General features: G+C 28.0%; 22 protein-coding genes. 11 read left to right on the top strand and 11 right to left on the bottom strand.

The genetic code is table 11. The features are described from left to right. Positions 1–41: 41 nt before the first annotated feature. Together FIA58_RS02470 and FIA58_RS02465 are read left to right on the top strand one after the other, a co-directional pair. Entirely contained in the window at positions 42–1,073 is a 1,032-nt protein-coding gene (locus FIA58_RS02470) for a formimidoylglutamase (protein WP_140959676.1), read from the top strand. 76 nt (positions 1,074–1,149) lie between these two features. Next, positions 1,150–2,412 carry a DEAD/DEAH box helicase gene (locus tag FIA58_RS02465; protein ID WP_140959674.1) on the top strand — a complete coding sequence of 421 codons (1,263 nt, stop codon included), beginning with the start codon at positions 1,150–1,152 and terminating at the stop codon, positions 2,410–2,412. Between the two features lie 13 nt (positions 2,413–2,425). Here the strand turns inward: FIA58_RS02465 and FIA58_RS02460 are convergent, their stop codons facing one another. The 3 genes from FIA58_RS02460 to ettA all read right to left on the bottom strand — a co-directional run bounded on the left by FIA58_RS02460 (position 2,426) and on the right by ettA (position 8,659). Next, positions 2,426–4,639, bottom strand: coding sequence for a tetratricopeptide repeat-containing hybrid sensor histidine kinase/response regulator (locus FIA58_RS02460; protein ID WP_140959672.1), 2,214 nt, complete (start codon positions 4,637–4,639; stop codon positions 2,426–2,428). 96 nt (positions 4,640–4,735) lie between these two features. Beyond that, on the bottom strand, positions 4,736–6,868 hold the full coding sequence (locus FIA58_RS02455) for an ATP-binding response regulator (RefSeq protein WP_140959670.1): 2,133 nt from the start codon (positions 6,866–6,868) through the stop codon (positions 4,736–4,738). Between the two features lie 96 nt (positions 6,869–6,964). Continuing rightward, entirely contained in the window at positions 6,965–8,659 is a 1,695-nt protein-coding gene (ettA, locus tag FIA58_RS02450; RefSeq protein WP_140959668.1) for an energy-dependent translational throttle protein EttA, read from the bottom strand. A gap of 97 nt (positions 8,660–8,756) precedes the next feature. Between ettA and FIA58_RS21605 the strand changes: the two genes are divergently transcribed. Next, positions 8,757–8,888 carry a hypothetical protein gene (locus FIA58_RS21605; protein WP_262887650.1) on the top strand — a complete coding sequence of 44 codons (132 nt, stop codon included), beginning with the start codon at positions 8,757–8,759 and terminating at the stop codon, positions 8,886–8,888. A gap of 23 nt (positions 8,889–8,911) precedes the next feature. Here FIA58_RS21605 and FIA58_RS02445 read toward each other — a convergent pair whose 3' ends face one another. Next, the gene (locus FIA58_RS02445) at positions 8,912–10,099 is read right to left on the bottom strand and encodes a T9SS type A sorting domain-containing protein (protein WP_140959666.1); all 1,188 of its coding nucleotides are present in this window, start codon (positions 10,097–10,099) and stop codon (positions 8,912–8,914) included. Positions 10,100–10,329: 230 nt separating this feature from the next. Next, positions 10,330–10,512, bottom strand: coding sequence for a CAL67264 family membrane protein (locus FIA58_RS02440; RefSeq protein WP_008258152.1), 183 nt, complete (start codon positions 10,510–10,512; stop codon positions 10,330–10,332). Between the two features lie 318 nt (positions 10,513–10,830). Between FIA58_RS02440 and FIA58_RS02435 the strand changes: the two genes are divergently transcribed. From FIA58_RS02435 to FIA58_RS02425, 3 genes are read left to right on the top strand one after another with little or no spacing between them, the layout of a single operon-like run. Then, on the top strand, positions 10,831–14,130 hold the full coding sequence (locus FIA58_RS02435) for an Ig-like domain-containing protein (RefSeq protein WP_140959664.1): 3,300 nt from the start codon (positions 10,831–10,833) through the stop codon (positions 14,128–14,130). A 35-nt stretch (positions 14,131–14,165) separates the two neighbouring features. Further along, complete coding sequence (locus tag FIA58_RS02430; RefSeq protein WP_140959662.1) at positions 14,166–15,098, top strand: PorP/SprF family type IX secretion system membrane protein; 933 nt, start codon at positions 14,166–14,168, stop codon at positions 15,096–15,098. 12 nt (positions 15,099–15,110) lie between these two features. Continuing rightward, positions 15,111–17,060 carry an OmpA family protein gene (locus FIA58_RS02425; RefSeq protein ID WP_140959660.1) on the top strand — a complete coding sequence of 650 codons (1,950 nt, stop codon included), beginning with the start codon at positions 15,111–15,113 and terminating at the stop codon, positions 17,058–17,060. Between the two features lie 12 nt (positions 17,061–17,072). Here the strand turns inward: FIA58_RS02425 and holA are convergent, their stop codons facing one another. Beyond that, on the bottom strand, positions 17,073–18,077 hold the full coding sequence (gene holA, locus FIA58_RS02420; RefSeq protein ID WP_140959658.1) for a DNA polymerase III subunit delta: 1,005 nt from the start codon (positions 18,075–18,077) through the stop codon (positions 17,073–17,075). 60 nt (positions 18,078–18,137) lie between these two features. On the opposite strand from holA, the gene FIA58_RS02415 reads away from it, so the two are divergent. From FIA58_RS02415 to FIA58_RS02395, 5 genes are all read left to right on the top strand, one after another. Next, positions 18,138–18,584 carry a type I restriction enzyme HsdR N-terminal domain-containing protein gene (locus FIA58_RS02415; protein ID WP_140959656.1) on the top strand — a complete coding sequence of 149 codons (447 nt, stop codon included), beginning with the start codon at positions 18,138–18,140 and terminating at the stop codon, positions 18,582–18,584. A 3-nt stretch (positions 18,585–18,587) separates the two neighbouring features. Next, positions 18,588–18,998, top strand: coding sequence for a hypothetical protein (locus tag FIA58_RS02410; RefSeq protein WP_140959654.1), 411 nt, complete (start codon positions 18,588–18,590; stop codon positions 18,996–18,998). Beyond that, positions 18,995–19,990 (top strand): glycosyltransferase family 2 protein, encoded by a 996-nt coding sequence (locus FIA58_RS02405; RefSeq protein ID WP_140959652.1) that lies wholly within the window; start codon positions 18,995–18,997, stop codon positions 19,988–19,990. The genes FIA58_RS02410 and FIA58_RS02405 overlap by 4 nt, the downstream gene beginning before the upstream one ends. A 70-nt stretch (positions 19,991–20,060) precedes the next feature. Next, a complete protein-coding gene (locus FIA58_RS02400; protein ID WP_140959650.1) occupies positions 20,061–20,897 on the top strand; it encodes an OmpA family protein in 837 nt (278 codons plus the stop codon). Positions 20,898–21,073: 176 nt separating this feature from the next. Continuing rightward, positions 21,074–21,649, top strand: a complete 576-nt coding sequence (locus FIA58_RS02395; protein WP_140959648.1) for a chalcone isomerase family protein — start codon at positions 21,074–21,076, stop codon at positions 21,647–21,649. 44 nt (positions 21,650–21,693) lie between these two features. Here the strand turns inward: FIA58_RS02395 and FIA58_RS02390 are convergent, their stop codons facing one another. The 5 genes from FIA58_RS02390 to FIA58_RS02370 form a co-directional block, all read right to left on the bottom strand. After that, on the bottom strand, positions 21,694–22,296 hold the full coding sequence (locus FIA58_RS02390) for a hypothetical protein (RefSeq protein WP_140959646.1): 603 nt from the start codon (positions 22,294–22,296) through the stop codon (positions 21,694–21,696). 26 nt (positions 22,297–22,322) lie between these two features. Next, positions 22,323–22,715: a carboxypeptidase-like regulatory domain-containing protein gene (locus FIA58_RS02385; protein WP_140959644.1), complete on the bottom strand. Its 393-nt coding sequence runs from the start codon at positions 22,713–22,715 to the stop codon at positions 22,323–22,325. 10 nt (positions 22,716–22,725) lie between these two features. Beyond that, positions 22,726–23,751, bottom strand: a complete 1,026-nt coding sequence (locus FIA58_RS02380; RefSeq protein ID WP_140959643.1) for a carboxypeptidase-like regulatory domain-containing protein — start codon at positions 23,749–23,751, stop codon at positions 22,726–22,728. Between the two features lie 3 nt (positions 23,752–23,754). Continuing rightward, positions 23,755–24,375 carry an L-threonylcarbamoyladenylate synthase gene (locus FIA58_RS02375; protein WP_140959641.1) on the bottom strand — a complete coding sequence of 207 codons (621 nt, stop codon included), beginning with the start codon at positions 24,373–24,375 and terminating at the stop codon, positions 23,755–23,757. A 385-nt stretch (positions 24,376–24,760) separates the two neighbouring features. Continuing rightward, positions 24,761–26,296 (bottom strand): RagB/SusD family nutrient uptake outer membrane protein, encoded by a 1,536-nt coding sequence (locus FIA58_RS02370; protein ID WP_140959639.1) that lies wholly within the window; start codon positions 26,294–26,296, stop codon positions 24,761–24,763. Positions 26,297–26,429: the final 133 nt, after the last annotated feature.

Below are 26,429 nucleotides of genomic sequence, written 5' to 3'. Positions count from 1 at the left end.
ATATTAAAATAGTATTTTTGGGATGAAATTTTTTTTAAAAAATGGAAAATATAAATTTATTAACGGTTAAAGATTTAGCCAAAATTACGCTTCATAGAAGTGGTGAAATTAAATTTGGAGAAAAAGTAATTACTATTCCTCTTGGAGAAAATACTTGGGATTTTATTGCAAATTCTGATGTAATGTTTGTCTTATTTGGTATTCCTGAAGATATAGGAGTAAAAGCGAATTTAGGAAGAATTGGTGCTGCGTCAGCTTATGAAAGCACTTTAAAAAGTTTAGTAAACATACAACATAATAAATTTTGTAAAGGAAGTAACTTATTACTGCTTGGTCATTTAAATGTTACTGATCATCTAAATGAAGCAAATGAATTAAAAGTTTCTAATAAAGAACACAAAAAGAGACTTTTTCAATTAGTTGAAAAGATCGATAAAGAAGTTTCTCATATAATACATCAAATTATAAAATGTGGCAAGATACCTATTATTGTTGGTGGTGGTCATAACAATGCCTATGGAAACATTAAAGGATTAGCTTTAGCCAAAGGGAAACCCGTAAATGCAATTAATTTTGATGCACATACTGATTTTAGGATTTTAGAAGGAAGACATTCTGGAAATGGCTTTAGTTATGCTTTTGAAGAAGGATTTTTAAAGAAATATTTTGTTTTTGGCTTGCATGAAAATTTTGTTTCAAAAAGTGTATTTAATTCTATAAAAGAACAAGATAGCAGACTGAAATATGTGAGCTACGAGGAAATTGAAGTGAGAAAACAAAAAACATTTGATTCTCAATTGGAAGAAGGACTAACATTTATAAAACAAGATCCTTTTGGTATAGAACTCGATTTAGATGCCATTCCTTTAGTTCCTTCAAGCGCAATGACATTGAGTGGTTTTAGTGTTCAACAAGCAAGAGAATATGTTCATTATTTTGGAAAACATAAAAACGCAGCTTATTTACATATTTGTGAAGGTGCTCCCGATTTAGACTTATCCAACAATAATCATTTAACAGGTAAACTAATTACTTATTTAATTACTGATTTTATGAAAAGTAAAACACTTTAGAACATAAAGTTAATATTGCTTTTTTAACATAATCAACTCTATTTTGTTTTGATTACCTTTGGAGAAAATTTAAGAAATGACATTTAAAGAACTCCACTTAATAAATAATATTCAAGAAGCTTTACAAGAAGAAGGATATGAAAAGCCAACTCCTATTCAAGAACAAGCTATTCCTGAAATTTTAGCTGAAAAAGATTTAGTTGCTTGTGCTCAAACAGGAACAGGAAAAACAGCTGCTTTTGCTATTCCTATTATTCAATTGATTCATCAAATTGTAGGTTCTGCTAAAAAAGTAAAACGTATAAGAACACTAGTTATTACTCCTACTAGAGAATTGGCTATACAAATTGGAGAAAGTTTTAACACTTACGGAAAATATACAAATATAAAAACCTTAGTTATTTTTGGAGGTGTAAATCAGGTTCCTCAAGTAGACCAATTAAAAAAAGGAATTGACGTTTTAATAGCTACTCCTGGTAGACTATTAGATTTATACAAACAAGGTTTTATAGATTTAGATCATATGCATCAATTGGTTTTAGATGAAGCCGATCAGATGCTTGACATGGGTTTTATTAATGATGTAAAAAAAATTATTAAATTAACTCCTGATAATAGACAAACATTATTGTTTTCGGCTACAATGCCAATTGCAATTCGAGAATTAGCTGATACTTTTTTAAATCAGCCAAAATATGTTTCTGTAGCACCTATCTCTAGTACAGCCGAAAATGTGAGTCAGAAAGTTTATTTTGTTGACAAATCTGACAAAAGAAATTTATTATACCATTTAATTAAAAATGATGGTTTAAAGAATGTTTTGGTATTTACAAGAACAAAGCATGGAGCAGATAATGTTGTTAAAGCATTAAAAAAGAATGGTGTTGAAGCTGGTGCTATCCATGGTGATAAGTCTCAAAATGCTAGACAACGTGTTTTAGAAAGTTTTAAAAATCAAGAAATTCCGGTTTTAGTTGCTACTGATATTGCTGCACGAGGAATTGACATAGAAAGTTTACCGTATGTGATTAATTTTGATATTCCAAACATTTCAGAAACCTATGTTCACCGTATAGGAAGAACTGGTAGAGCTGGAAATTCTGGTTTAGCCATTTCATTTTGTGGAAAAGATGAAAAAGGATATTGGACCGATATTGAGAAGTTAATTCGGATGAAAATTAAAGTTGTTGAAGATCACCCTTATCCTTGGAAAGAAGAAGAGAAAAAAGAAGGAGAAAAACCTGATTTGAGAAATAAAAACAAATCAAATTCCAACAAAAACAATAACAAATCAAGAAAATCTGATACTTCTAAAAAAAATAAAAAAAGGTGGTACTAAGATTATAATAATTTTATTCTTCCCCTTGTTTGGAATTGATATGTAAACGAATCATTTGAAATAGTTTTCTTGCATCAAACGGTTTTGCTATTACATCATCAATTCCAGATTGTTTTGCTCTAGCTTGTACTTCTTCTTTTTCAAAAGCAGTAACTGCAATTATTGGAATTTTATAGCCTTGTTGACGAACTAATTTTGTGGTTTCAAAACCATTTATTTTTGGCATGTTAATGTCCATTAAGATTGCATCAAATTTATGTTTTTCTAATAATTCTAAAGCTACGTAGCCATCATCAGCAATTTCACAAAGAAACTTGTGATTTTCTAAAAGTTTTTTGGTAACTATTTGGTTAATTTTATTGTCTTCCACTACAAGTATTTTATACGTTTTAGGTAATGATAAGTCTACCTCAATATTATTGACAAATTCGTTAACTTTGTTTTCTCCTGACTCAAATGGGATAATAAAAGTTACTTTTGTACCTTTATTTACTTCACTTTCTAAATAAATCTCTCCTTTAAATAAATCAATAAGTTTTTTTACAATAGTTAACCCTAACCCTGTTCCTTGATAATCATCTTCTTTTCTATCTATTTGTACAAATTTATCAAAAACTTTATCTTGATATTCTTTAGGAATTCCTGATCCTGTATCTGTTACTTTAAATTTTATAAATATTAACTCATCTTCTGAATTATCCAAATGAGCTGAAATTGTAACTTTTCCATCATAGGTGAATTTCAGAGAGTTACTTACTAAATTTAATATAATTTGTGAGAGACGAATACTGTCTCCAATGATATATTCAGGAATTTTCTTATCAACTTTTACTAAAATATCATTGTTATACTTTAAAGCTATATTATCCAATGAATTTTTAATGGTTTCTAATTTATCTTCTAAATTAAATAGGTTATTTTCTAAAACCACATTATTCTCTTCAAACTTGTATACCTTTAAAATGTCATTTACTAAAGATAATAGATAATTTGCTGAAAATTTCAGTGCTTTTAAATGCGGGCTGTTCTCTAATTCTTGATGTTCAACTTCAATAATATCAGTAATTCCTATTACTCCGTATAAAGGTGTTCTAAGTTCATGACTAATTGTTGAAACAAATTGAGATTTAACTTTTGAAGCTTCTTCTGCGTTCTCTTTTGCTATTCGCAACTCTTCGTTTGCTTCTCTTAACTCTTCATTAGATTTTCTTCTAACCCTATTCAATTTTAATTGTGAATACAGTAAAATTAGAGTAGTTAAGAAAATAACACCTATTAGAATAATTAAGATTTTACTATTAAGAAGTTTTTGATCTTGAACCCTCTTATTAGCTTCCATTTTAATCAATTCTCTTTTTACCTCTTCTTTTTCAATTTGTTCAACTAGCCCTTTAACTTTTTCATTTTTTCGGCTATCATAATCTAATTGTTTGAGAGAATCTGTTATTAAAAGATATTTATAGGCTTTTTCATATAATTTTCTATTGTAATAGAATGAAGATAGACTTTCATACATTCCTATTTCATGATTGGAATCAAAATTTTTATGTTTTGCTTTACATATTTCTAAAGCTTTTAATAAATTATTCTCAGCAATGGCAAAATTACCCATATACTCTTCATAATCAGCATTTAGAGAATAGTAAAAAAACTGTGCTTCATACTCTCTTTCTAATGAATCGATATTAGGCCCAACCTCATTTAAATGCATTTTTCCTTCTTCAAATTTTTTATCTTCGAAATAAGTATTAACCAAATTTAACTTGTTATACGTAAATTCAACTATATCTACTTTTTTAGCATATTCTAAAGATTGTAAATAATATTTTATACCAGTTTCATCATCATTTTTATTATATGAATATACATTTCCTAAATTATTGTAAAGCCAACTTTTAATAGTATCATTGTCCGTTTTATTAGCATGAATTAAAGCCTTATTATAATAGTCTATTGCTTTATCATAATCATAAAATTCAACAAAATTTAATCCAATAAAATTATAAGCCTTGGCAATTGAAGGTTCATCATTTTCTTTTATAGCTAAAGACAATGCTTTTTTAGCATTTTGTAATGATAAATCTGGTTGACTAGTATGCAAATATTTTCCAGATTCTTTAAGATAGTCTTTAATTTTTTTAGAAGATGAATTTTGATTTTGAGAAAAGACTTTCATTCCAAAAACGAAGCAAAAAATTAATATTATAGTCTTAAATAAATGATTCATTGAAAAGAATTTGGACAATTTTAAAATTCCGTTATTTGCTAAAAGTAGTGTTTTTTATATAAAAAAGGGAGTGTTTATGTGTTTTTTATTAAGAAACTACTTAGTATATTGAAAAATAATTTGATATAAATCATTACTATTAAATGGTTTTACAAGTATATCATTAAAACCAATTTTATAAATATCCTCAGCAATTTGATCTTTTTCAAAAGCTGTTACTGCAATAATTGGTACTTCAACTCCATTTGATCTTAAAATCTTAGTTGTTTCTAAACCATTAATCATTGGCATATTTATATCCATTAGAATTATATCAAAACTTTGTTTTTTCAATAATTCAATTGCTTGATAACCATCATCAAGAATAGTACATTTTATATTTTTTAATTCTAAAATTTTTCGGGTAACAAGTTGATTAATTTTATTATCTTCAACTATTAAAACATTACAATTTAATTCAACTGAAGAAGAAAAATCAATTGCAGTTCTTTCAAGTAAATCATCAGAAACTGGCTGATAAGGAATTACAAATGTTATTGTTGTTCCTTTATTTTCTTCACTTTCAAGTTTAATAGAACCTCCAAGTAAAGTAACTAATTTTTTTACAATAGTTAATCCTAACCCAGTTCCTTGGTAATCATCTTCTTTTCTTTCAATTTGTACAAATTTATCAAAAACCTTATTATGAAGTTCTTTTGAAATTCCTATACCATTGTCGATTACTTTAAATTCGATAAAAAAATGATCATTTTCTTTTATTTGTCTAACCTCTAAATATACAACACCTTTTTTAGTAAATTTAAGAGAATTGCTAATTAGGTTAATAATAATTTGAGAGATTCTAATTCTATCCGTTTCTATCCATTTAGGCAATGGATAAAAAGGCTTTAAAATCAATTTATTTTTGGTGTCTTTTGCTATTAACTGTAAAGAATCGACCATTATCTCTAATTCTTTCTCTAAATCAAATACTTCTTTATTAAGTTGGATTTCAGTATCCTCTATTTTACTCATAATGAGAACGTCATTTACCAATTGAAGTAAATATTTTGCAGAAAATTCCAATGATTTTAAATGTGGACTTTCTTTGAGTTCTTTATAATCGTTACCTAAAATATTAGTTATACCTATTACACCATATAATGGAGTTCTTAATTCATGTGTAATAGTCGCTATGAATTTTGATTTTGCTATGTTAGCCTCCTCAGCTTTTACCATTGAAGCTTGGAGTGCATCATTTGAAATCTTTAAATTATTATTAATTTTTTTTGTTACATAAGTATAAGATGAAATAATTAAAATAATAACCAACATAAAAATTACAACTATTAATATAATTTTATTTATTAAAGTTGCTTTTTGTAATTGTGTTTCTTGTAATTTTTTTTCAGTTTCAATCTTTTGAATTTTTAAGTTTGAAACTTTTGCTTCAATGGGTGCTCCTAATAACTTTATTTGTCTTTGTTTTCCTTTCTCTTCTAATTCATCCTCAATTACATCATGCTTTTCTAGATATTTTAATGCTAAATCATATTTTTTATATTCTTTATAAAAATCATATATTTCATAATAAGCATCAACTGCATAAGTCTTATCGTACTCCTTGTCAATATTTTCTAGGTATGAAATAACTTTTAAATAATTAGCTTCCGCCTCTTCAAAATTATCTTTCTTTCTAAAATAAAAACCTTTGTAAGCATAAAATAAAATATTAAACCTAAGCTTATCTAGTGGCTTAATATAGGATTCAAAATCCATTAAATGTTTAAATCCAAGTTCTAATTTACCAATCTCAAAATAAGATTGCACTAATCCTATTTCAGTGTAAATTATATCCATAGAATCTTTGGAAATTAAGGCATATTCATAAGCTTTTTCAAAATTTTCTATTGCTTTTTGATTGTCTATTTCATGATAAAGATATAAATTGGCTAATGTTGAATATACTAAATTAATAAGCCTATTATCTTTTGAAAGTTTAGCATAGCTAATTGCTTTAAGATAATAGGCTTCTGCCTTTTTCAAGTCTTTTAATTCCTCATAACATAAACCAATAAAGTTATAAGCATTTGCTGTAAAGTAATCTTTTTTATTTTTTAAAGAATAATTTAGTAACGTTTCAGAATAATCTAAACATTTTGTTAGTTCTAAATTACCCAAAGATTCATTTGCTAATTGTATAGCTTGTGTTGCTTCAACATCATTAGTTATTCTTAACTCATTTGCCAATAAATTATTTCCATAAATAAAACAAAACAATAGGCTTATTGCTCTGAATGAGAACCTTATGTAGCTGATTAATTGCAAATAACAGTTAATAAATGACTAATTTCTAATCAATTTCTTATATTTAATTCTAGTTGGTGTAACATCTTTCCCTAATCTTTTCTTTTTATTTTCTTCATATTCAGAAAAACTTCCTTCAAAGAAATATACTTGAGAGTCTCCTTCAAAAGCTAAAATATGAGTACAAACTCTATCTAAAAACCATCTGTCGTGAGAAATAATAACTGCACATCCAGCAAAATTTTCAAGACCTTCTTCTAAAGCTCTTAATGTATTAATGTCCAAATCATTTGTTGGTTCATCTAATAATAATACATTTCCTTCTTCTTTTAAAGTCATTGCTAAATGTAGTCTATTTCGCTCACCACCTGACAATGTAGCTACCTTTTTGTTTTGATCACTTCCTCCAAAATTAAAACGAGATAGATAAGCTCTTGAGTTTACTTGTCTTCCTCCCATTAACATTAATTCTTGACCATCACAGAAATTTTCATAAATTGATTTTTCAGGATCAATATCGCTATGTGATTGATCTACATAAGCTATTTTAACAGTGTCTCCAATAGTGAAACTTCCTCCATCTGGATTTTCCTCATCCATTATCATTCTAAAAATAGTAGATTTACCAGCACCATTAGGACCAATAATTCCAACAATTCCAGCTTGAGGCAAAGTGAAATTTAAATCATCATATAATAATTTATCTCCAAAAGCTTTAGCTACATTTTTAGCTTCAATAACATTTGTTCCTAAACGAGGGCCATTAGGAATATAAATTTCTAATTTTTCATCTAGTACCTTTTGATCTTCGTTTAATAATTTATCATAATTTTGAAGACGTGCTTTTTGCTTGGTTTGACGGCCTTTGGCACCTTGACGAACCCAATCTAGCTCTCTTTCTAATGTTTTTCTTCGTTTTGAAGCAGATTTTTCTTCTTGCTCCATACGTTTTGTTTTTTGATCCAACCAAGATGAATAATTCCCTTTCCAAGGAATACCTTCTCCTCTATCTAACTCTAAAATCCAACCTGCTACATTATCTAAAAAGTACCTATCGTGAGTTACTGCAATTACAGTTCCTGCATATTGTTGTAAATGTTGTTCTAACCAAAGAACAGATTCAGCATCTAAGTGATTGGTTGGCTCATCTAATAGCAATACATCTGGTTGTTGTAATAATAAACGACACAAAGCAACTCTTCTACGTTCCCCTCCTGATAATACATTAATAGGAGTATCTGCTTCAGGAGTACGTAAAGCATCCATGGCAATCTCTAATTTATTATCTATTTCCCAAGCTCCCGCAGCATCAATTTTATCTTGTAATTCTGCCTGACGATCCATTAGTTTTTGCATTTTATCTGCATCTTCATACACTTCTGGTAATCCAAAACTATCATTTATTTTATTGAACTCTTCTAATAAGGCATAAATTTCTGCAGCTCCTTCTCTTACAATTTCAATAACAGTTTTATTTTCATCTAATTGTGGTTCTTGTTCTAAATATCCAACTGTATAACCAGGAGCAAAAACTAAATCACCTTGAAAATTTTTATCTAAACCAGCAATGATTTTTAATAATGATGACTTTCCAGAACCATTAAGACCAAGAATACCAATTTTTGCACCGTAGAAAAAACTTAAATAGATATCTTTAAGAACTTGCTTGTTTGTACTAGAGTAAATCTTATTTACTTTAGACATTGAAAAAATCACTTTTTTATCGTCTGACATTGTTTTTTATTAATTTAAAATATTAGTATGAAGTTCCTTTAAATAAGATATTTAATAAATGTCTAAATCATATTCAACTATCTAAAAAATACTTAATATGTGTACAAATATAGACTTAAAATTTAAAAAAATCAATGCCTATACAGGCTTAAATTTTGCGCAAAACGAAGAAGATGCCTGCAAAACAGACATCTTCTTTTTAAATAGTAAACGTTATTATTTGTTTTAAAATAATTGAAACTAAAACCCTTACTATTTTTTTATGATAATTTTTTTATGGATTGCAGTTCCGTCTCTAAATTTAATCTCTGCTATATATATCCCAGAGTCCTCTTTAGATAAATCCACTTTAACAGAAGTAGCTTTTGGTTTAATCATTTTGACTAATCTATTATTCGTTAAACTATTAATATTAATACTTTCAATCAATACTTCATTATTAGATTGAATAGTAAAAATACCTGTGTTTGGATTTGGAAATAACAGAACATCATCATTTTTAAATAATTCTTCAATGCTTTTCTCTTTCAACTCTTCTGGGAATGGATTATAATCATTTATTTTTGTTTTAGTTGAAATTACATCTTCTAACTCGTTTGTTGAGAATTTATTCTTTTCATACCATTTACCAATGCAGAAATCAAAGCATTTTGTACACTTAACACCACTCTTTAATGTTAATGTCATACAAATTGTATAGTTACCTGGTGTTCCTATATAACTTATTGGTAATCCATTATATACACTTGAACCATTTTTAATTATATTCATAGTAACTACACTACCTAAAGGAATTGGATCTGATTGAGCTGTTATTGCTGTGTTTCCACCTCCATATTCACTTAAATCAATTTTAAATTTAATAGAACAAGGTTCTGGAGTTACATCACAAATAATTAGCCTTTTAAGAGTTAATTCGACAACTGGCATTGTACTTGAATATGGATAAATCCATAAATTATCGAAATTATTTGTAGCTGTAAAAGTATACGTATAAGAATTCGTACTTGGTGGTCCTGTTGCATTCCAATTTTCATTAGCTATCAGCTGATTTGGTGAGGGTAAAGCTGGTAGAGCTGTGCCTCCTCCTATAACATCACCTTGAGTGGCAATCATTTTAAAATGTGCATTGGGATCGGCTAAACCTCCTCCTCTAACAACTGTTGTTGCAACTAGTGTTATGCAGTATTGACGACCTGCAACGAAATTATAGGAATGATAATTAATACCTTCTCCAATCCCGTTTGCAGACCACATCCATGCATTATTTGGACTCACAGATGGTGTTCCATGTGAAGCTTGCCAATCGGTATTACTTACAAAATAAGGATCGGGTTCAAAATCCATATTGGCAGTGCTACAATCTCCATTTGCACACTGTGAGAAACCTACTTGTTGCCCAAAAAGGAACAAGATTAAAAATGTTGATAATTTTTTCATTTTATTATTTGTTTGTTTACCCTACTCTATTTTTAAATTGGCTTTTCAGGATACTCCATTTAGATCGATCTACTAATAAGTGTTCAATTCTAAAACTCATTACCCAATAAAAACTGATAAAGTATTCGTTATTAAACAAATAATCATTTTCAAAACTCATTTCTTAGCTATTAAGAAATAAAAAAGTCGGTTATAAAATAACCGACTCTATATTTATTTCTCCAAAAAAATTATACTCTTCCCTTTAAGGCATTAAAAACCCAAGCAATAGCAAAAAAGCCTACTCCTACAGCTGAAAAACCCCAACCAGCTACATCTGCATATCTATAGATTCCTAAACCTATTAAAAGTAATCCCATTAGTATCATTATAAAAGTAGCCCAAGCTAATACCGTATTTTTATTCATTCCCATTTTTAATTATTTTGATTTGAGTAGAGCAAAGATACAAATTCTATTAGGATTGTAAATTATTTAAAAAACTGTATAATACTTAGCACAAAAAACAACAATCATAAAAAATTAACATTTTTTACATCAATACTATATATGAATTAACACTTTTTTTCGTAAATTTATAAAAACAAAACAAAACATAACTTTACAATTATCTGTAATAATTTATTGAGGTATTAATACATAATATAATTTATGTATTGACTTAATATGAAATCAATGTTTAATAAAACATCGATTTATGATTAATAATTTATTAATTTATTATAGACTGTTATGCGAAAAAATTACATTCAAACCCGTCTTGAAAACTGGAAAGTTATTACTTTAGTCTTTTTTCTTTTTATGATTTGTGTTTCTAATGCACAATCTATTGTTTATTCACAAAACATTGTTTCTGAAAGCAATGTTGATAATAGCGTAAATGCTAGTGATCAAAACCAAAGTACATATGCTGTTGTTAGAGCAAGTACTGGAATTGCTGTTGGTATAGGTAGCTACTCAGGTCATCTAGAGTTAGAGTTTCCTACAACATTACCTGCTAATACTACTACTTATGTAAAAGTTGAGGCTGAAGACAATTTATTTGATGTATTATTAGGAGGAAGTTTAGGCAATCTGCTTTCTGATGTTCTAGGAATTGTTATTATTGGGAACCAAGAATTCACCATCCAAGCTAAATTAAACAATACTGTCGTTCAAACTGGAAACTCACAAATTGTAAATGATTTTGCAAATCCAAATTTAAAAGTAGTAGTTAATGCCTTAGGAGAGCATTTTATTGCAATAACTCCTAATTCAGATTATAATAGAATACGATTAACTAATAGAGTAGGTTCTTTATTAGGACTAAATAATGTAAAACAATTAAAAGTATACGGTGCTTATTATATTGACCAAGCTGATGAGTGTGGAAGACCTTCTTATACCTCATTTGAAGGAAGTGGCATAACTTTAGACCTTATAAATCTTGCTGGTGCTGGTGTTACTAATCCTGAACATGTGATTGATTCAGATTTAAATTCTTATTCTGAATTAAGTTTAGGAGTTTTAAGTGTTGCTGCTTCAATTGAGCAAGTGGTTTATTTTGAAGGTTTATCAAACTCAAATGATGTTTTTAACATTAGATTGAAAGTTGACTCTTCTCTATTGGCGTTAGGTGTTGCAAATAATATAAATATAACTGCTTATAATGGGGCAAATATAGCTAATACCATAAGTCTAAATAGCTTATTGAATCTTGATCTTCTTACTTTAATGCAAAATAATCAAACTGTTACAATACCTTATACTCCTGGAATGCCTGTAGATAGAATAGCAGTTAGATATTCCTCTTTGTTAAATACTACTCTTTTTCAAAAATTAGATTTATTTGATATAGAAAGAGTACCAGCTTCCCCTACTATTGATGCTAACTCTCAAAATTTAGCAATTTGTTCAGGAAATACAGCAAATTTAATTGCTTATTCTGATCCAAATACATTACAACTTTATTGGTATGATGTTCATAGTGGAGGAACTCCAATTGCAATGTTAAATTCAGGTGAAACATTTACTACTCCTGTATTAACAACAACAACTAGTTTTTATGTTGCTGCAAAAAATCCTAACTGTAGCCAAGAATCTCAAAGAGTTGAAGTAGTTGTAAATGTAAATCCAACTCCAACTGCAACCGATATAAATGTATCTGGAAATGAAAATGCTATTTGTGCAATTGATGTTGTTAGCTTAACTCCTTCAAGTGCTATAACAGGTACTTATAATTGGTATTTTAATGCAAATGCAACAAATGAAATCACTAACGGACTTGTAGTTGGAAATATTACTTACACAATTGATTCAAATGGCGTTTTAATTATAAATGGATTAACCACAAATGATAGTCCAGCAACTTATTACTTAAGCATTACTGATTCAAATACAAGTTGTTCCAATGCTTCTGGAGATTTAAAAGAAGTCATAATAACTATAACTGATGAATTAACTCCAACAACGGCAAATACAACTCAAGAATTTTGTACCTCACAAAATACAACAATAACTGACTTACAAGTAAATGAATCTCCAATAAATTGGTATACAACTCCGACTGGTGGTTCTCCTTTAGATCCGAGTACTACTCTTATTGATGGAATGTATTATGCTTCATTAATAGGTAGCAATTGTGAAAGTAGTATTCGTCTAGAAATAACAGTAAGTATTTCCGATGAACAAACACCAACCACAACAAATGCGACTCAAGATTTTTGTGCTTCTCAAAGTGCAACAATAAGTGACTTACAAGTAAATGAATCTCCGATAAATTGGTATACAACTCCGACTGGTGGTTCTCCTTTAGATCCGAGTACTGCTCTTATTGATGGAATATATTATGCTTCATTAGTAGGTAACACTTGTGAAAGTAGTATTCGTCTAGAAATTATAGTAAGTATTTCTGACGAACAAACTCCAACAACAACCAATTTGACTCAAGAATTTTGTATTTCACAAAATGCAACAATTGCTGATTTACAAGTAAATGAATCTCCGATAAATTGGTATGCAACTGCAACAGGTGGTACACCATTGGATCCAAATACTTTGTTAGTTACAAACACTAATTATTATGCCGCATTAGTAGGTTCTTCATGTGAAAGTAGTATTCGTCTAGAAGTTACAGCTATCATTAATTCAGATAGTCAAGCTAGTTTAAGTGGTGATTTTAATAATGTTTGTTTTAGTAATGAATATACTTATACAACAGAAAATAATATGAGTAACTATCAATGGTCTGTTACTGGTGGTACAATTAGTGCAGGAGGAGATTCAGCTTCTAACTTTGTTACAGTTAATTGGAATCAATCTTCAACTGGAAATATAAATGTTAGTTATTCTAATCCTTCCCTATGTAATGGAACAGCATCTTTTTCGCAAGACATTACCATTAATACTTGTTCAGATATTACTATATCTAAAGTAGCCAATAATTCGCAAGCAGCAGTTGGTGAAACAGTAGTATTTACAATAACAGTTAATAATAATGGTAGTTCTAACATTAATGATATTGAAGTTCTAGAAAACTTACCATCTGGTTATGCATATATTTCAAATACTACTTCAATTGGAAGTTATAATGTGTCCACTGGAATTTGGTCAATTAATAGTTTATTAGCAAATGAAAGTGCTATTTTAGAAGTTACAGTTACAATAAATGCAACAGGAAACTATACAAATACTGCATCGATAATAAACTCAGATCCAATTGATACCGATTTAAATAACAATAACGCAACTGCAGAAGTAGCAGTATCTTGTTTGATAGTATATAATGAATTTTCACCTAATAATGATGGTCAAAACGAACATTTTATAATTGATTGTATTGAAAACTATCCTAACAATAAACTAGAGATATACAATAGATATGGAAATATTGTATATGAAACTGTATCATATAATAATACTTGGAATGGTGTTGCAAATGTGAGTGATATAGTAAATAAAGGTGAAGTATTACCTGTAGGTACTTATTTCTATTCTTTAAAAATAGATGAGTTAAACATGACTCGTTCTGGTTGGTTATATATCGCAAAATAATTTCTCAAAATTCTATTAACAAAAAGTATTCAATTATGAAAAAAATATATAGATTCTCTTCAAGGATCCTTCAAACTATGCTTGTTATATTCATTTGCAATAATGCTTTTGGACAACAACAACCACAATATACACAATACATGTATAACACAATTAGCATAAATTCGGGTTATACAGGTACAAGCACAAATCTTGAAGCTGTTTTATTACATCGATCTCAATGGATTGGGATCGATGGTGCTCCAACAACTCAATCACTAGGTATACATGGTAAAATAGGTGACTATACTGGGTTAGGATTGAGTGTAATTAATGATAAAATTGGTCCACAAACCCAACAATATTTTAATGCAAACTTTGCCTATCGCATACAAATGAATGAGAATACAACTTTATCTCTTGGTGTAAATGCTGGAATAAATTTATTAAATATAGACTGGTCTAAAGGAACCTATAAAATGGAAACTGATAATGCCTTCAATACAAATATTAATAACAATACAAGGTTGATTTTTGGAACTGGTGGCTTTTTATATAATGAAAATTGGTATGTAGGTTTATCAATCCCAAATTTTATAATTACTGAGTCCTATGATGATATTAAAGAATCCATAATAAGAAGAAAAACACATTATTATATTCAAGGTGGTTATATATTTAATCTTTCTAGTAATATAAAATTTAAACCTGCCTTTTTAGCTAAAATTGTTGAAGGTTCTTCAGTAACATATGATGGATCATTAAACTTTCTTTTCTATGAAAAATTAGTCCTTGGTGCTGGTTACAGATTTACAGACGCTGTATCTGCACTAGCAGGATTTCAAATAACAAATTCAATATTTGTTGGATATGCTTATGATCGTTCAGTTACTGATTTACAGAAGTATAATGATGGATCACACGAAATTATATTCAAGCTTAATTTAAATGGAAAAGCAAAACTAGCTCGTTCACCAAGATTCTTCTAATAAAAAATTATTATGAAAAAAATATTCCAAATAACAATCTTATTATTAAGTATTTCTCTTTTCTCTCAATCAAATTTAGAAAAGGCTACAAAATACTATAATACAATGCAGTATAAAAAAGCTATCGAATCTTATCAAAAAATAATTGAAAAGCAAGAAGCTACAAGTCATGAAACCATTTTTAGAATAGCTAATAGTTATTTTTATATTAATGATTATCAGAATGCGAAGAAATGGTTTGATAAAGTATATGAAATTCAACAAAAAACTATGGCTGAGGTTAATTTTCTAAAATATATAGAATGCTTAAAGGCCAATAGAGATAATGATAAAGCTAATAAAATATTAAAAGAATACTATAAAAATAATCCGAATAAACTAAAAACATTAGCGATACAAAAGAAAGGCTTAGATAGTTTAAATAATCAGAAATCACTTTTTACAGTCACAAATCTCTCAATAAATACTCCAATGTCTGACTTTGGAGCTGTTAAATATGGTCCTAATAAAATAATTTTTTATTCTACAAGAGATACAGCTAAGGTAAATAAAAAAATATATTCATGGAATGAACAACCCTATTTGAGTACATATGTTGCTGAAAAAAACATTTCCACTGGTGAAGTAACGAATGTTAACCTTTTTTTAGATAATTTAAATTCTAATTATCATGAAGCTACAGTAGCTTTTTCAAATGATTTAGAAAAAATTTACTTTACCTCTAACTATTTAAAGAAAAATAGAATAAAAATAAATAGAGAAGGTTGTTCTAATATGAAAATATTAAGAGGTAATATAAAAGATAATAAAATTATAAAAACTGAAGTTTTAAAATTTAACGATGAAGAGTTTTCATGCGCACATCCAGCATTATGTGATAAAGGAAAATATCTTTTCTTTGTCTCAGACATGCCTGGTGGTTATGGTTGTACAGACATTTATTATGCAGAAGTCTTTGAAGATGGTACTATTAACACTCCAATTAATGCAGGACCAATGATAAATACGGCTGGAAGAGAAATGTTTCCTTATTTTGTAGATAATACATTATACTTTTCTTCAGATGGTCATTTTGGAATGGGAGGACTAGACATTTTTGAAGCTAAAATAGACTCAAAAAATACTTTCGAAACTCCATTAAACTTAGGAGCTCCAATTAATAGTAATATGGATGATTTCTCTTTTACTTTTGATAAAAAAGAAAATAATGGTTATTTTTCTTCAAATAGATCAATGGGAAAAGGTGATGATGACATTTATTATTTTATAAAAGAAAAGCCTGAACTATATCAAATTTATTCTGGTAATGTCTTAGATGAAACTACTAAATTACCTATTCCATTAGCAGATATCAAAATCAATGATATTTTTGGTGATACTATTGAAACAACAAAAGCTGATAGTCTAGGATTTTACAAATTAAAATTACCTTGTAAATCAGAATTTAAGCTAAATTTTTCCAAACCAGATTACAATTCAAAAAATATAGTGGTAAAAACAGACAGTATACCTTTAAAAGAGCTTAAAAACAACATTGTTTATCTAGTCAACTACAACAATCTTGTTGTCAAAGAAGGTGATATTGAAAAAGTAAAAATAAATCCAATTTATTTTGATCTTGATAAATATGCGATTACATCTAGAGCTGAAATAGAACTTGATAAAGTTTTTTATCTAATGAATGAATTTCCAGATGTTATCATAAAAATTGAATCACATACTGATTCAAGAGGCTCTGATTCACATAATTTAACATTGTCAGACAACAGAGCGAAAGCTACACAGTCCTATTTATTGTCAAAAGGAATAAGTCCTACTAGAATTATTGACGCAAGAGGTTATGGTGAAACAAGGTTAAAAATAAATTGCCCTAATGGTGTAAAATGTTCAGAAGAACAACATGCTATTAATAGACGATCAGATTTTATAATAATAAATAAAACTAAAAATGGAGAAATTTAATTTCTCCATTTTTTAATTAAATATTTTGATTAACAACTCTTTTAATAAATCGTGTTGTGAAATTGAATTTGCCCCTACTCCTTTACTTTTAACATCTATATCTCTTAAAGAAGAAACTATTGCACTTACCTTTTTCATGGGATAGTTTTTAATCGCAATATCATAATCAGATAAAAAATAGGGATTTACTTTTAAAACCCTTGCTACATTAGCTTTAGATTTATCTTTTAGACCATGATATTGAAGTAATTGTGAGAAAAAACCAAATACAAGACCCGTAGTTACAACTATAGGATTGTCTTTTGGGTTTTGAGAAAAATAAGCAATTATCTTATAGGCTTTCAATTGATTTTTCTCCCCTATTGCTTTTCTAAGTTCAAAGTTATTGTAATCTTTACTTATTCCAATATTATCTTCAATATCTTTTGCTGTTATAGAATGCCCTTTAGGCAATATAATTTTTAATTTATCTAATTCATTACTAATCTTCGAAAGATCTGTACCTAAAAACTCTACTAACATGGCAGCAGCCTTAGGTTCAATACTATATTTTTGTCCTGATAATACTCTTTTAATCCAATCACCAACTTGATTTTCATATAATTTTTTACTTTCAAAAACAGTTCCTGTCTTAGCTAAAACTTTAGTTACTTTTTTTCTCTTATCTAAGGTTTTATATTTATAAGCAAAAACTAAAATAGTTGTTGGCTGAGGGTTTTCAGCGTAAGACTCTAACTTATCTATTGTTCTCGACAACTCTTGAGCTTCTTTTACAATAACCACTTGTCTTTCAGCCATCATAGGATACCGTTTTGCGTTTGAAACAATATCTTCTATCGATGTATCTCTTCCATACAAAACCACTTGATTAAATCCTTTTTCATCTTCAGTTAATACATTATCTTCAATATATTCCGTCAACTTATCTATATAATAAGGTTCTTCACCCATCAAAAAGTAAATAGGTTTAAAATTTCCAGATTTAATATCTTTAATAATTTGTAAGACTTCGTCCATAATAATAATGAGTGTTCAGTAATTAGTTGGCTGTTTCTAATAATTACCTAATTTTGCGTAATGAAGCAATTAAATTTTCCAATTTATTCATTTCGGTTCAAAAATAGTGAAAATAAAACCTACATTTTTGATGAAATTAGAAAAAAATTTATAATTCTGACACCTGAAGAATGGGTTCGTCAAAACACATTACATTATTTAATTTATGAGAAAAAATATTCAAAATCATATATTAATGTTGAAAAACTAGTTAAAGTCAATAATATAAATAAGCGATATGACATTGTTGTTTTTAATGCTAATGGATCTATTTTTCTCCTTATCGAATGCAAAGCTCCAGAAATAACAATTTCTCAACAAACTTTTGATCAAATAGCACAATATAATTTAGTTTTAAAAGCTGACTATTTAATGGTCACTAATGGTCTAAATCATTATTTTTGCAAAATGGATTTTGAAAATGAAAAGTATTCTTTTTTAAAAAAATTACCGGATAATACTAATTAAAAAATGGAAAAAAGAGATTATATTGAATCTATGATTGAACAATTAGGTAATTCTCTAAGAAAAATGTTGTCTTTTTTAATCAAAGGTAATAACAAAGAAAATGAAATAGAAATGATTGCCACAATTGACAGAGATTTTTTGACTGAATTTAAAATTTCAATTGATGAGTTAATTTTACTTTCTAATGATGATTTTAAAAAGAAAATTATCGAACTAAAATTAAAAGAGAATCATATTGAAATATTGTCTCAATTATTTTTACAAATGAGTTGGCTAGATAAATTATTTAATGATTTAAAAGTTGAAAAGCTGAAAGAAAAAGCAATTTTATGTCTAGACATAGCTGACTTTGTTTCAAATTCTTTTTCTGTTGAAAGAATTAATAAGAAAAAAGAAATTTTAAATTCTAAATGAAAAAAATAGCAGTAGTTATACTAAACTGGAATGGTTCAAATCTTTTAAGACAATTTTTACCTTCAATAATTTCATTTTCAAAAGAGGCTAATATTTATGTCATTGATAATGCCTCAACTGATGATTCTATAATCGTTTTAGAAAAAGAATTCCCATCAGTTAGTATAATAAAAAATACTGGTAATTTTGGCTTCGCCAAAGGCTACAATGAAGGTTTGAGGTCAATTAAAGAACCTTATTTAGCTTTAGTAAATAGTGATATCGAAGCTACTGAAAATTGGTTACAACCTATAATTAATTTATTTAATAAAGAACCAGAAACAGCTATAATTCAGCCTAAAATTTTAGATTATAAAAACAAAACATACTTTGAATATGCAGGTGCAGCTGGAGGATATATTGATAAATATGGCTATCCATTTTGTAGAGGACGACTTTTTGATAGTATAGAAGAAGATAAAGGACAATATAACACTACGATTGAAATCTTTTGGGCTTCTGGAGCTTGTTTTTTTATAAGAAATGAAGTCTATAAAAAATTAAATGGCTTTGATGAAGATTTTTTTGCTCATCAAGAAGAAATTGATTTATGCTGGAGAGCTTTTAATATAGATTACACTATCAAATATTGTGCGGAAACAGTAGTTTATCATGTAGGTGGTGCTACATTAAACTCAAAAAATCCTAAAAAAACATTTTTAAACTTTAGAAATTCTCTTTTTATGTTAGTAAAAAACCTTCCTGGAACGAAAATAATACCTATTTTATTTCTGAGATTAATTTTAGATGGTATTGCAGGAGTCCATTTCTTATTTCAAGGAAAGCTAGTTCACTTTTGGGCAGTATTAAAAGCACATTTTTCATTTTATTGGTTTTTACCTAAATACTTAAAAAAGAGATCTATAACTAATAGAAAAAAATATTTTTTGATTTCGTCTATAGTCTTTCAATATTTTGTAAAAAAAAGAAACACTTTTTCTAAATTATTTTAACAATAGTTTAGCTATATTAATTTCAAAGTAAGCCTAATTGTATATAATTTTGTAAAAAAATAATAGAATTATGAAGAAAATCGTTTTGGTTGGTACATTAGTGTTAATGTCATTATCTTCTTGTGTTTCTAAGAAAAAATTTACTGAATTAGAAAGCAAGAATAAAGAAATTCAGGATTTGCTAAATTCTGCAACAGTTAAACTGAATAATTGTTTAACAGAAAAATCTTCAATTGCAAGTCAGTTGGAATATCTTAAAAAGAACAATTCAGATTTAATTAATAGTTCAAAAGAACTAACCGTTTTAACTACTAAAGGTGCTCAAAATTTAGAAAAATCCCTAGAAAGTTTAAAAGAGAAAGATTTAAAAATATCACGGCTACAAGATGCTTTAACTAAAAAAGATAGTGTAACATTAGCATTGGTAACTAGTTTGAAGAAAGAAGTAGGTTTAAATGATCCAGATATTAATGTAAATGTTGAAAAAGGAGTTGTATTTATATCAATTGCTGATAACCTTCTTTTTAAATCCGGAAGTTATGAAGTAAGTCCTGGAGCAAAATCTGTTTTGGCTAAAGTAGCTAAAGTAGTCAACAGTAAGCCAGATTTTGAATGTATGGTAGAAGGTCATACTGATAATGTTCCAATTAAAAGTACAGTATTACTTGACAACTGGGATTTATCTGTTAAAAGAGCTACATCAATTGTAAGAGTATTACAAAATGAATTAGGAGTTGATCCAAAACAGCTTATCCCTGCTGGTAGAAGTTATTACGTTCCTTTGGTTGAAAATGATACTCCAGAAAATCGTAGTAAAAACAGAAGAACAAAAATTATCATTTTACCAAAAATCGATCAGTTTTATGATATGATTGAAAAAGAAATGAAAAATTTAGAAGCTAAATAATATCACACTCATTTTATGAGTTTTTTTAAAAGACATAGTATTGAACAAATACTATGTCTTTTTATTTTTGGCACTACTTTTGTGTACATTTTAAATAATAATATATCATTCTTTGACAAAAAAATGTTATCTTTATTATTATTTAATTAATTTTGCAACCCTAATTTTTTAAATTTATGAAAAAATTTATTTTGTTATTAGCTTTTCTAATAAGCGTTATGTCATATTCTCAAGATGACTTAGATGTAGATGGAATAAAAATTAAAAAACACATTAAGGTAAGAGATACTGGTGGTAAAACTAAATTAGTTCTCAATGGCTATGGTATAAGAGATAAGATGTGGATTAATTTATATGTTCAAGCATTATACCTTATAGAGAAAACAGATAATGCTGATGAAATTCTAGATTCTGATGAAACCATAGCAACTAGACTTTATGTTACTTCTTCTCTTGTAACAAGAGAAAAATTAATTAAAGCTATTGAAGAAGGTATAGAGAAGTCTTACAAGGGTGATTTAGAGCCTCTTAGAGATAGAATGACGAAATTTATGTCTTTATTTGAAACAGTTACTGAAAAAGGATATGTTGAGTTTGTATATTCGAAAGAAGATGTAAAAACTTATGTATTCATCAATGATAAATTGACTGGTGAAATTGAAGGATTGGATTTTAGAAGAGCACTTTTCGGTATTTGGTTAGAAGAAAGAGCAGTTGATAGAACGCTTAAGAAAAGACTTTTAGGGAAATAAAAAATATATAATATAGTCAAGTGCTTCATATAGAAGCACTTTTTTTATAAGCCATAATTTGAAGGTAGCATATCACCAACTTTTCTTTTGGAAATGTCTCCAGAAAAATAAATTTTGTCATAATCAGAATGCAATCCAAAATTATCAATGGTAAAATTAGTAGTGTAGAAAAAAACTTTTGAATGTTCTTTTTTATTATATAAAATTCCAAATTCTGTAATAAAATCATTTTTACGATTTGGTTTGTTTTGAGGTGTAATAAGAATTTTATATTGACTATATGACAATTTACTAATTTTAAAATGTTGCTTTGGATTTATAATATAAGCATCATTAAAATAGGCATACTGGTCATTTAACCATTTTCCTTCTACCATTGTTCTAAATAAATGTAAAGTTGATCCATAATATGATATTTTTCTTCTCTCTAATTTTTCGTCAGAAGAATCAACATCCGTAAAAACAGAAGTACCTCCAAAAATAGAACTAGAAACATTTTTATAATCGGCACTAAGCTTAACTAAATTACACTGAAAATTGAGTAAATTATACTCAATGTTATACCCTAAATACTTATTTTCTATATGTAAAGGTCTATCTGAAAAAGCATCAAAAATATAGTTTTCTTCATCATATTTAAAATACAAATCATCCTCATTAGTAATTAAACAATTTAATCCTGCTCTGTATTACCTAAAAACAGTTCTTTAAACAATTGAAGAAGTTGTTCCCTTGAAAATCTAGTTTTATCTAAAGTAACTTCTCTTAATTCAATTCTATCCTCTTCAAGTATTACATTCAACTGAAAACTACTCTCTTCAATAATAAAATATTGTGGTTTATAACCTACATAACTAACTACAATATAAGTATTTAATTTACTTGGTAAGATTAAAGTAAATTTACCTTCAAAATCTGAAGTAGTTCCTAATGTTGTTCCATTTACATAAATAGCAACATTCGATAAGGGATTATTATTTATGTCTAAAACAGTACCATTTACTTCTATTTGTGCTAAAAAAGAAGTGTAAAAGCTAACAAAAATAATAGTAAAAATATATTTCATTATTTCAGTTTTACAAACCGTAGTTTGAAGGTAACATGTCTCCTACTTTCCTTTTGGTAATATCTCCTGAAAAGTAAATTTTATCATATTCTGAAAACAATCCATATGAATCAACGTAAAAAGTATTGGTGAAGAAAGTTATTTTTGATTGTTCTTTTTTATCATGAAGTATATTAAAGGCTGCAATAAAACCTTTTTTATTGAATTTTTTTGGTTGTTTAGTTACGTTTATCTTATAAATTCCTTCCTTTTCAATTGTTACTTTGAAATGTTCCGTAGGGTTTGTCATAAAACTTCCTTCAAACAGAAGAAAATCATCTTTACCCCATTTATTGGACACTAAATTTCTAAAAAATTGTAACGATGATCCTTCATACGATTTTTCACGTCGCTTTAAATATTTCTTATCAGTATCAATATCAGTAAAAAAAGAAGTTCCTGCGTATAAAGCACTTAAGATATCACTCGAATTTATACTAAGTTTATAAAATTCACATTCAAAATCAACCAATTGAAATTGAATTTTATAACTTAAATAAGCATTAGAAATAAGCAATGGTTTATCCGAGTAGGCTTTAAAAACAAAACTTTTATTATCATAATCAAAGTATAACTCATCTTCATTCTCAATTACACAATTTGAGCCTGCCTTATTTGTACCTAAAAATTGTTCTCTAAACAATTGAAGCATTTGCTTTCTAGAAAATCGATTTTGTTGGACAACAACTTCTTTTAATTCTTTAACATCTTCGATTAAAACTGTATTAATTCTTGTCAGCTTAGGACTAATATCTTGATATTTTGTGCTATAACCAAAGTAACTAAAAACTAATACGGAGTTAATGTTTGAAGGAATGGTCAAGCTAAAAAACCCATTTTCATCAGTTACAGTTCCTATTGTTGTTCCATCTACATAAACAGAAGCCCCAAATAAAGCTTCTTTACTAGTGTTGGTTACATTACCTTCAATTTTAATTTGAGAAAATACTGTTGTAATACAAAATAAGTAACCCAAAAAAATAAACAATTGTTTCATATGTTATAAAATATCCAAACTCCCTTTTCCTTCACGAATGACTTCCGGTTCATATCCTGATAGATCAATGATAGTGGAAGCAATATTATCACCGTAGCCACCATCTATAACCATATCAACTTTATTTTGCCATTTTTCAAAAATTAATTCTGGATCTGTTGAATATTCAAGAACCTCATCCTCATCTCGGATTGATGTTGATACTATAGGGTTTCCCAACATCGTTACAATTTGAATGGCTATGTTATTATTTGGTACACGAATACCAACAGTTTTTTTCTTACGAAATTCTTTAGGCAAGTCATTGTTACCTGGTAAAATAAAAGTATAAGGACCAGGTAGTGCTCTTTTTAAAATTTTAAAAGTAGCTGTATCAATTTGCTTTATATAATCTGAAATATTACTCAAATCACTACAAACAAAGGAGAAATTAGCTTTTTCAAGTTTAATTCCTTTGATTTTTGCGATACGCTCTAAAGCTCTAGAATTAGTTATATCACAACCTAACCCATAAACAGTATCTGTTGGGTAAATAACTAAACCTCCATTTCTCAATACATCAACTACTTTTTTAATAGCAGTCTCGCTAGGTTTATCTTCGTATATTCTTATGAATTCGGCCATATTATGCTGGATAATCTTATTAAAAATGATTATCTTGAGTCAAAGATAAAAATTAACTATAAAATTACATTATTTATTTATGATTTCAATTCTGTTACTTATTATAATAATCATAAAATGAAAAAAATGTTATATTTAATAGTTTAGTAAAAAAATATTAAGTATAAGTTTAAAGATGAAGTTTATTTTAAATGATTTATATTGTCACAAAAGAGAAATAATAGTGAAAACTTTATTCTGTTTCCGTCAAAATGTATTTTTAGATACAAACATATTAAAGGACATATATGTATTAAAATGATGTTGGAGTCCCTAGGAACTCCAACAAATAATTAAAATAACTAACTTAACTTTCTTATAAAAGAATATTTTATCTAAACTAAAATTAGTATCCTGGATTTTGATCAGATGGCTGTAAAGCTATATTTTTGGCAATTTCAGAAGCTGGAATTGGAAATAAATCATTTTTTGAGGTATATCCATAAGTAGATAATTCTACACTTGCTCTTCCCCATCTTACTAAATCCCAAAAGCGTTGGCCTTCAAAAGATAATTCTAAAAATTTTTCATTAACTATTGCATCAAATAAGTTTGTACCTGATAAAGTTGAAGACACATCAGAAAGTCCTGCTCTTTGTCTTATTTTATTTAGTTCAGTTCTAGCATTTTCGTCTAGACCTACCTTATTATAAGCTTCAGAAGCTAACAAAAGAACTTCTGCCATTCTAAAAAGTCTCCAATTTGTACCATAATTTAATTCTCGAACCGTTCCATCTGGAGATGTTTCTTCAGCACGAGTAGCGTACTTAGTTCGGATAGCACCTTCATAATCCCAGGGTAAACCTGTTAGGCTTCCTCCTACAGCATTAAGTTCAGCTTCTGTCATTAATGTTGCTGCTTTACGATTAATATCTCCTGCAGTTTCAAATGCAGAAATAATTTTTGCAGAAGGTAAATTGAACCCCCAACCATTAATAAGACCAGTTCCCGTTAAATCGAAGTATCCATCGCCACGAGGTCCCATTAATTGAACATGTATATTGTTTTCAGTACGACCTCCCCAATTAAAATTATTCCAATCATTTGCACTAGTACTAATATAACCTATTTCAAATAAAGATTCTATACCAAACTCAGAACTTGCTCTCCAAACTTCACTTACATTTGGTTCTAAATCATGTGCTGGATTTGAAATTACAGCTTCAAAATAAGGAATAGCTTCATTATATCTCTCTTGAAAAACTAACACTTTACCTAATAAAGCCTGAGCTGTACCTTTAGAAACCCTAAAATTATTATTAATTCCCGTTAGAGTACTTTTATCTGGTAAACCGTTTATAGCATCAGTTAAGTCTGATTCAATCTGTACATATATTTCTGCCCTCGAACTTTTGGGTTTTGCAAAAGCTTCTGGACTGATTTCTTTAGGATTCTCTAAACGTAAAGGTACGGCTCCCCACATAGTAGTTAACTCAAAATAACACCAAGCTCTCATAAACTTTGCTTCAGCCAATGCAAAAGTTTTATTGTTTAAGTTTCTTTTTTCTACTTCAATAATAATTGTATTAGCTAAGGCAATTGTTCTATAGTATTTATTCCACACAGATTCAATTGTAGGATTAGAAACAGAGATATTAACATAATCATCAACTTCCTGTAATTGCTTTTGATCTGCATCACTTCCCCCACCAGCATTTGCTTCATCCCCTGGCAATAATTTTAAGAAGAAAGCACTACTCCAATCTACGCCATTATTAAATTGCATCATGTCATACAAACCGATTAATGCTTTTTCAGTATTAGTTTCAGTATCAAAAAAAGTATCACTTTCTAATACTCCTATAGGTTCAACTTCTGTGAATTCAGAATTACATGATGTACTTAATAAAAGTATTCCAATAATATTTATAATTTTTTTCATATCAATAATTATTTATTTATTTCTAATTTTCTATAAAAACAACTTTATTTTTTTACAATTATTCAATTCACAATTCAAATAATTTATATTAGTTGTGAGTTTAAAAAAATAAGTTTTTTATAGCTATTTCATG

This window comes from Flavobacterium jejuense (assembly GCF_006491595.2).
Taxonomy (GTDB): Bacteria; Bacteroidota; Bacteroidia; order Flavobacteriales; family Flavobacteriaceae; genus Flavobacterium; species Flavobacterium jejuense.
This window is presented reverse-complemented; position numbering and strand designations above follow the sequence as displayed.

What these genes read in the sequence shown, in the direction of transcription:
- FIA58_RS02470 (WP_140959676.1), top strand. Translation starts at nt 42, where the DNA reads ATGGAAAATATAAATTTATTAACGGTTAAAGATTTAGCCAAAATTACG.
- FIA58_RS02465 (WP_140959674.1), top strand. Translation starts at nt 1,150, where the DNA reads ATGACATTTAAAGAACTCCACTTAATAAATAATATTCAAGAAGCTTTA.
- FIA58_RS02460 (WP_140959672.1), bottom strand. Translation starts at nt 4,639, where the DNA reads ATGAATCATTTATTTAAGACTATAATATTAATTTTTTGCTTCGTTTTT.
- ettA (WP_140959668.1), bottom strand. Translation starts at nt 8,659, where the DNA reads ATGTCAGACGATAAAAAAGTGATTTTTTCAATGTCTAAAGTAAATAAG.
- FIA58_RS21605 (WP_262887650.1), top strand. Translation starts at nt 8,757, where the DNA reads ATGTGTACAAATATAGACTTAAAATTTAAAAAAATCAATGCCTATACA.
- FIA58_RS02445 (WP_140959666.1), bottom strand. Translation starts at nt 10,099, where the DNA reads ATGAAAAAATTATCAACATTTTTAATCTTGTTCCTTTTTGGGCAACAA.
- FIA58_RS02440 (WP_008258152.1), bottom strand. Translation starts at nt 10,512, where the DNA reads ATGGGAATGAATAAAAATACGGTATTAGCTTGGGCTACTTTTATAATG.
- FIA58_RS02435 (WP_140959664.1), top strand. Translation starts at nt 10,831, where the DNA reads ATGCGAAAAAATTACATTCAAACCCGTCTTGAAAACTGGAAAGTTATT.
- FIA58_RS02430 (WP_140959662.1), top strand. Translation starts at nt 14,166, where the DNA reads ATGAAAAAAATATATAGATTCTCTTCAAGGATCCTTCAAACTATGCTT.
- FIA58_RS02425 (WP_140959660.1), top strand. Translation starts at nt 15,111, where the DNA reads ATGAAAAAAATATTCCAAATAACAATCTTATTATTAAGTATTTCTCTT.
- holA (WP_140959658.1), bottom strand. Translation starts at nt 18,077, where the DNA reads ATGGACGAAGTCTTACAAATTATTAAAGATATTAAATCTGGAAATTTT.
- FIA58_RS02415 (WP_140959656.1), top strand. Translation starts at nt 18,138, where the DNA reads ATGAAGCAATTAAATTTTCCAATTTATTCATTTCGGTTCAAAAATAGT.
- FIA58_RS02410 (WP_140959654.1), top strand. Translation starts at nt 18,588, where the DNA reads ATGGAAAAAAGAGATTATATTGAATCTATGATTGAACAATTAGGTAAT.
- FIA58_RS02405 (WP_140959652.1), top strand. Translation starts at nt 18,995, where the DNA reads ATGAAAAAAATAGCAGTAGTTATACTAAACTGGAATGGTTCAAATCTT.
- FIA58_RS02400 (WP_140959650.1), top strand. Translation starts at nt 20,061, where the DNA reads ATGAAGAAAATCGTTTTGGTTGGTACATTAGTGTTAATGTCATTATCT.
- FIA58_RS02395 (WP_140959648.1), top strand. Translation starts at nt 21,074, where the DNA reads ATGAAAAAATTTATTTTGTTATTAGCTTTTCTAATAAGCGTTATGTCA.
- FIA58_RS02385 (WP_140959644.1), bottom strand. Translation starts at nt 22,715, where the DNA reads ATGAAATATATTTTTACTATTATTTTTGTTAGCTTTTACACTTCTTTT.
- FIA58_RS02380 (WP_140959643.1), bottom strand. Translation starts at nt 23,751, where the DNA reads ATGAAACAATTGTTTATTTTTTTGGGTTACTTATTTTGTATTACAACA.
- FIA58_RS02375 (WP_140959641.1), bottom strand. Translation starts at nt 24,375, where the DNA reads ATGGCCGAATTCATAAGAATATACGAAGATAAACCTAGCGAGACTGCT.
- FIA58_RS02370 (WP_140959639.1), bottom strand. Translation starts at nt 26,296, where the DNA reads ATGAAAAAAATTATAAATATTATTGGAATACTTTTATTAAGTACATCA.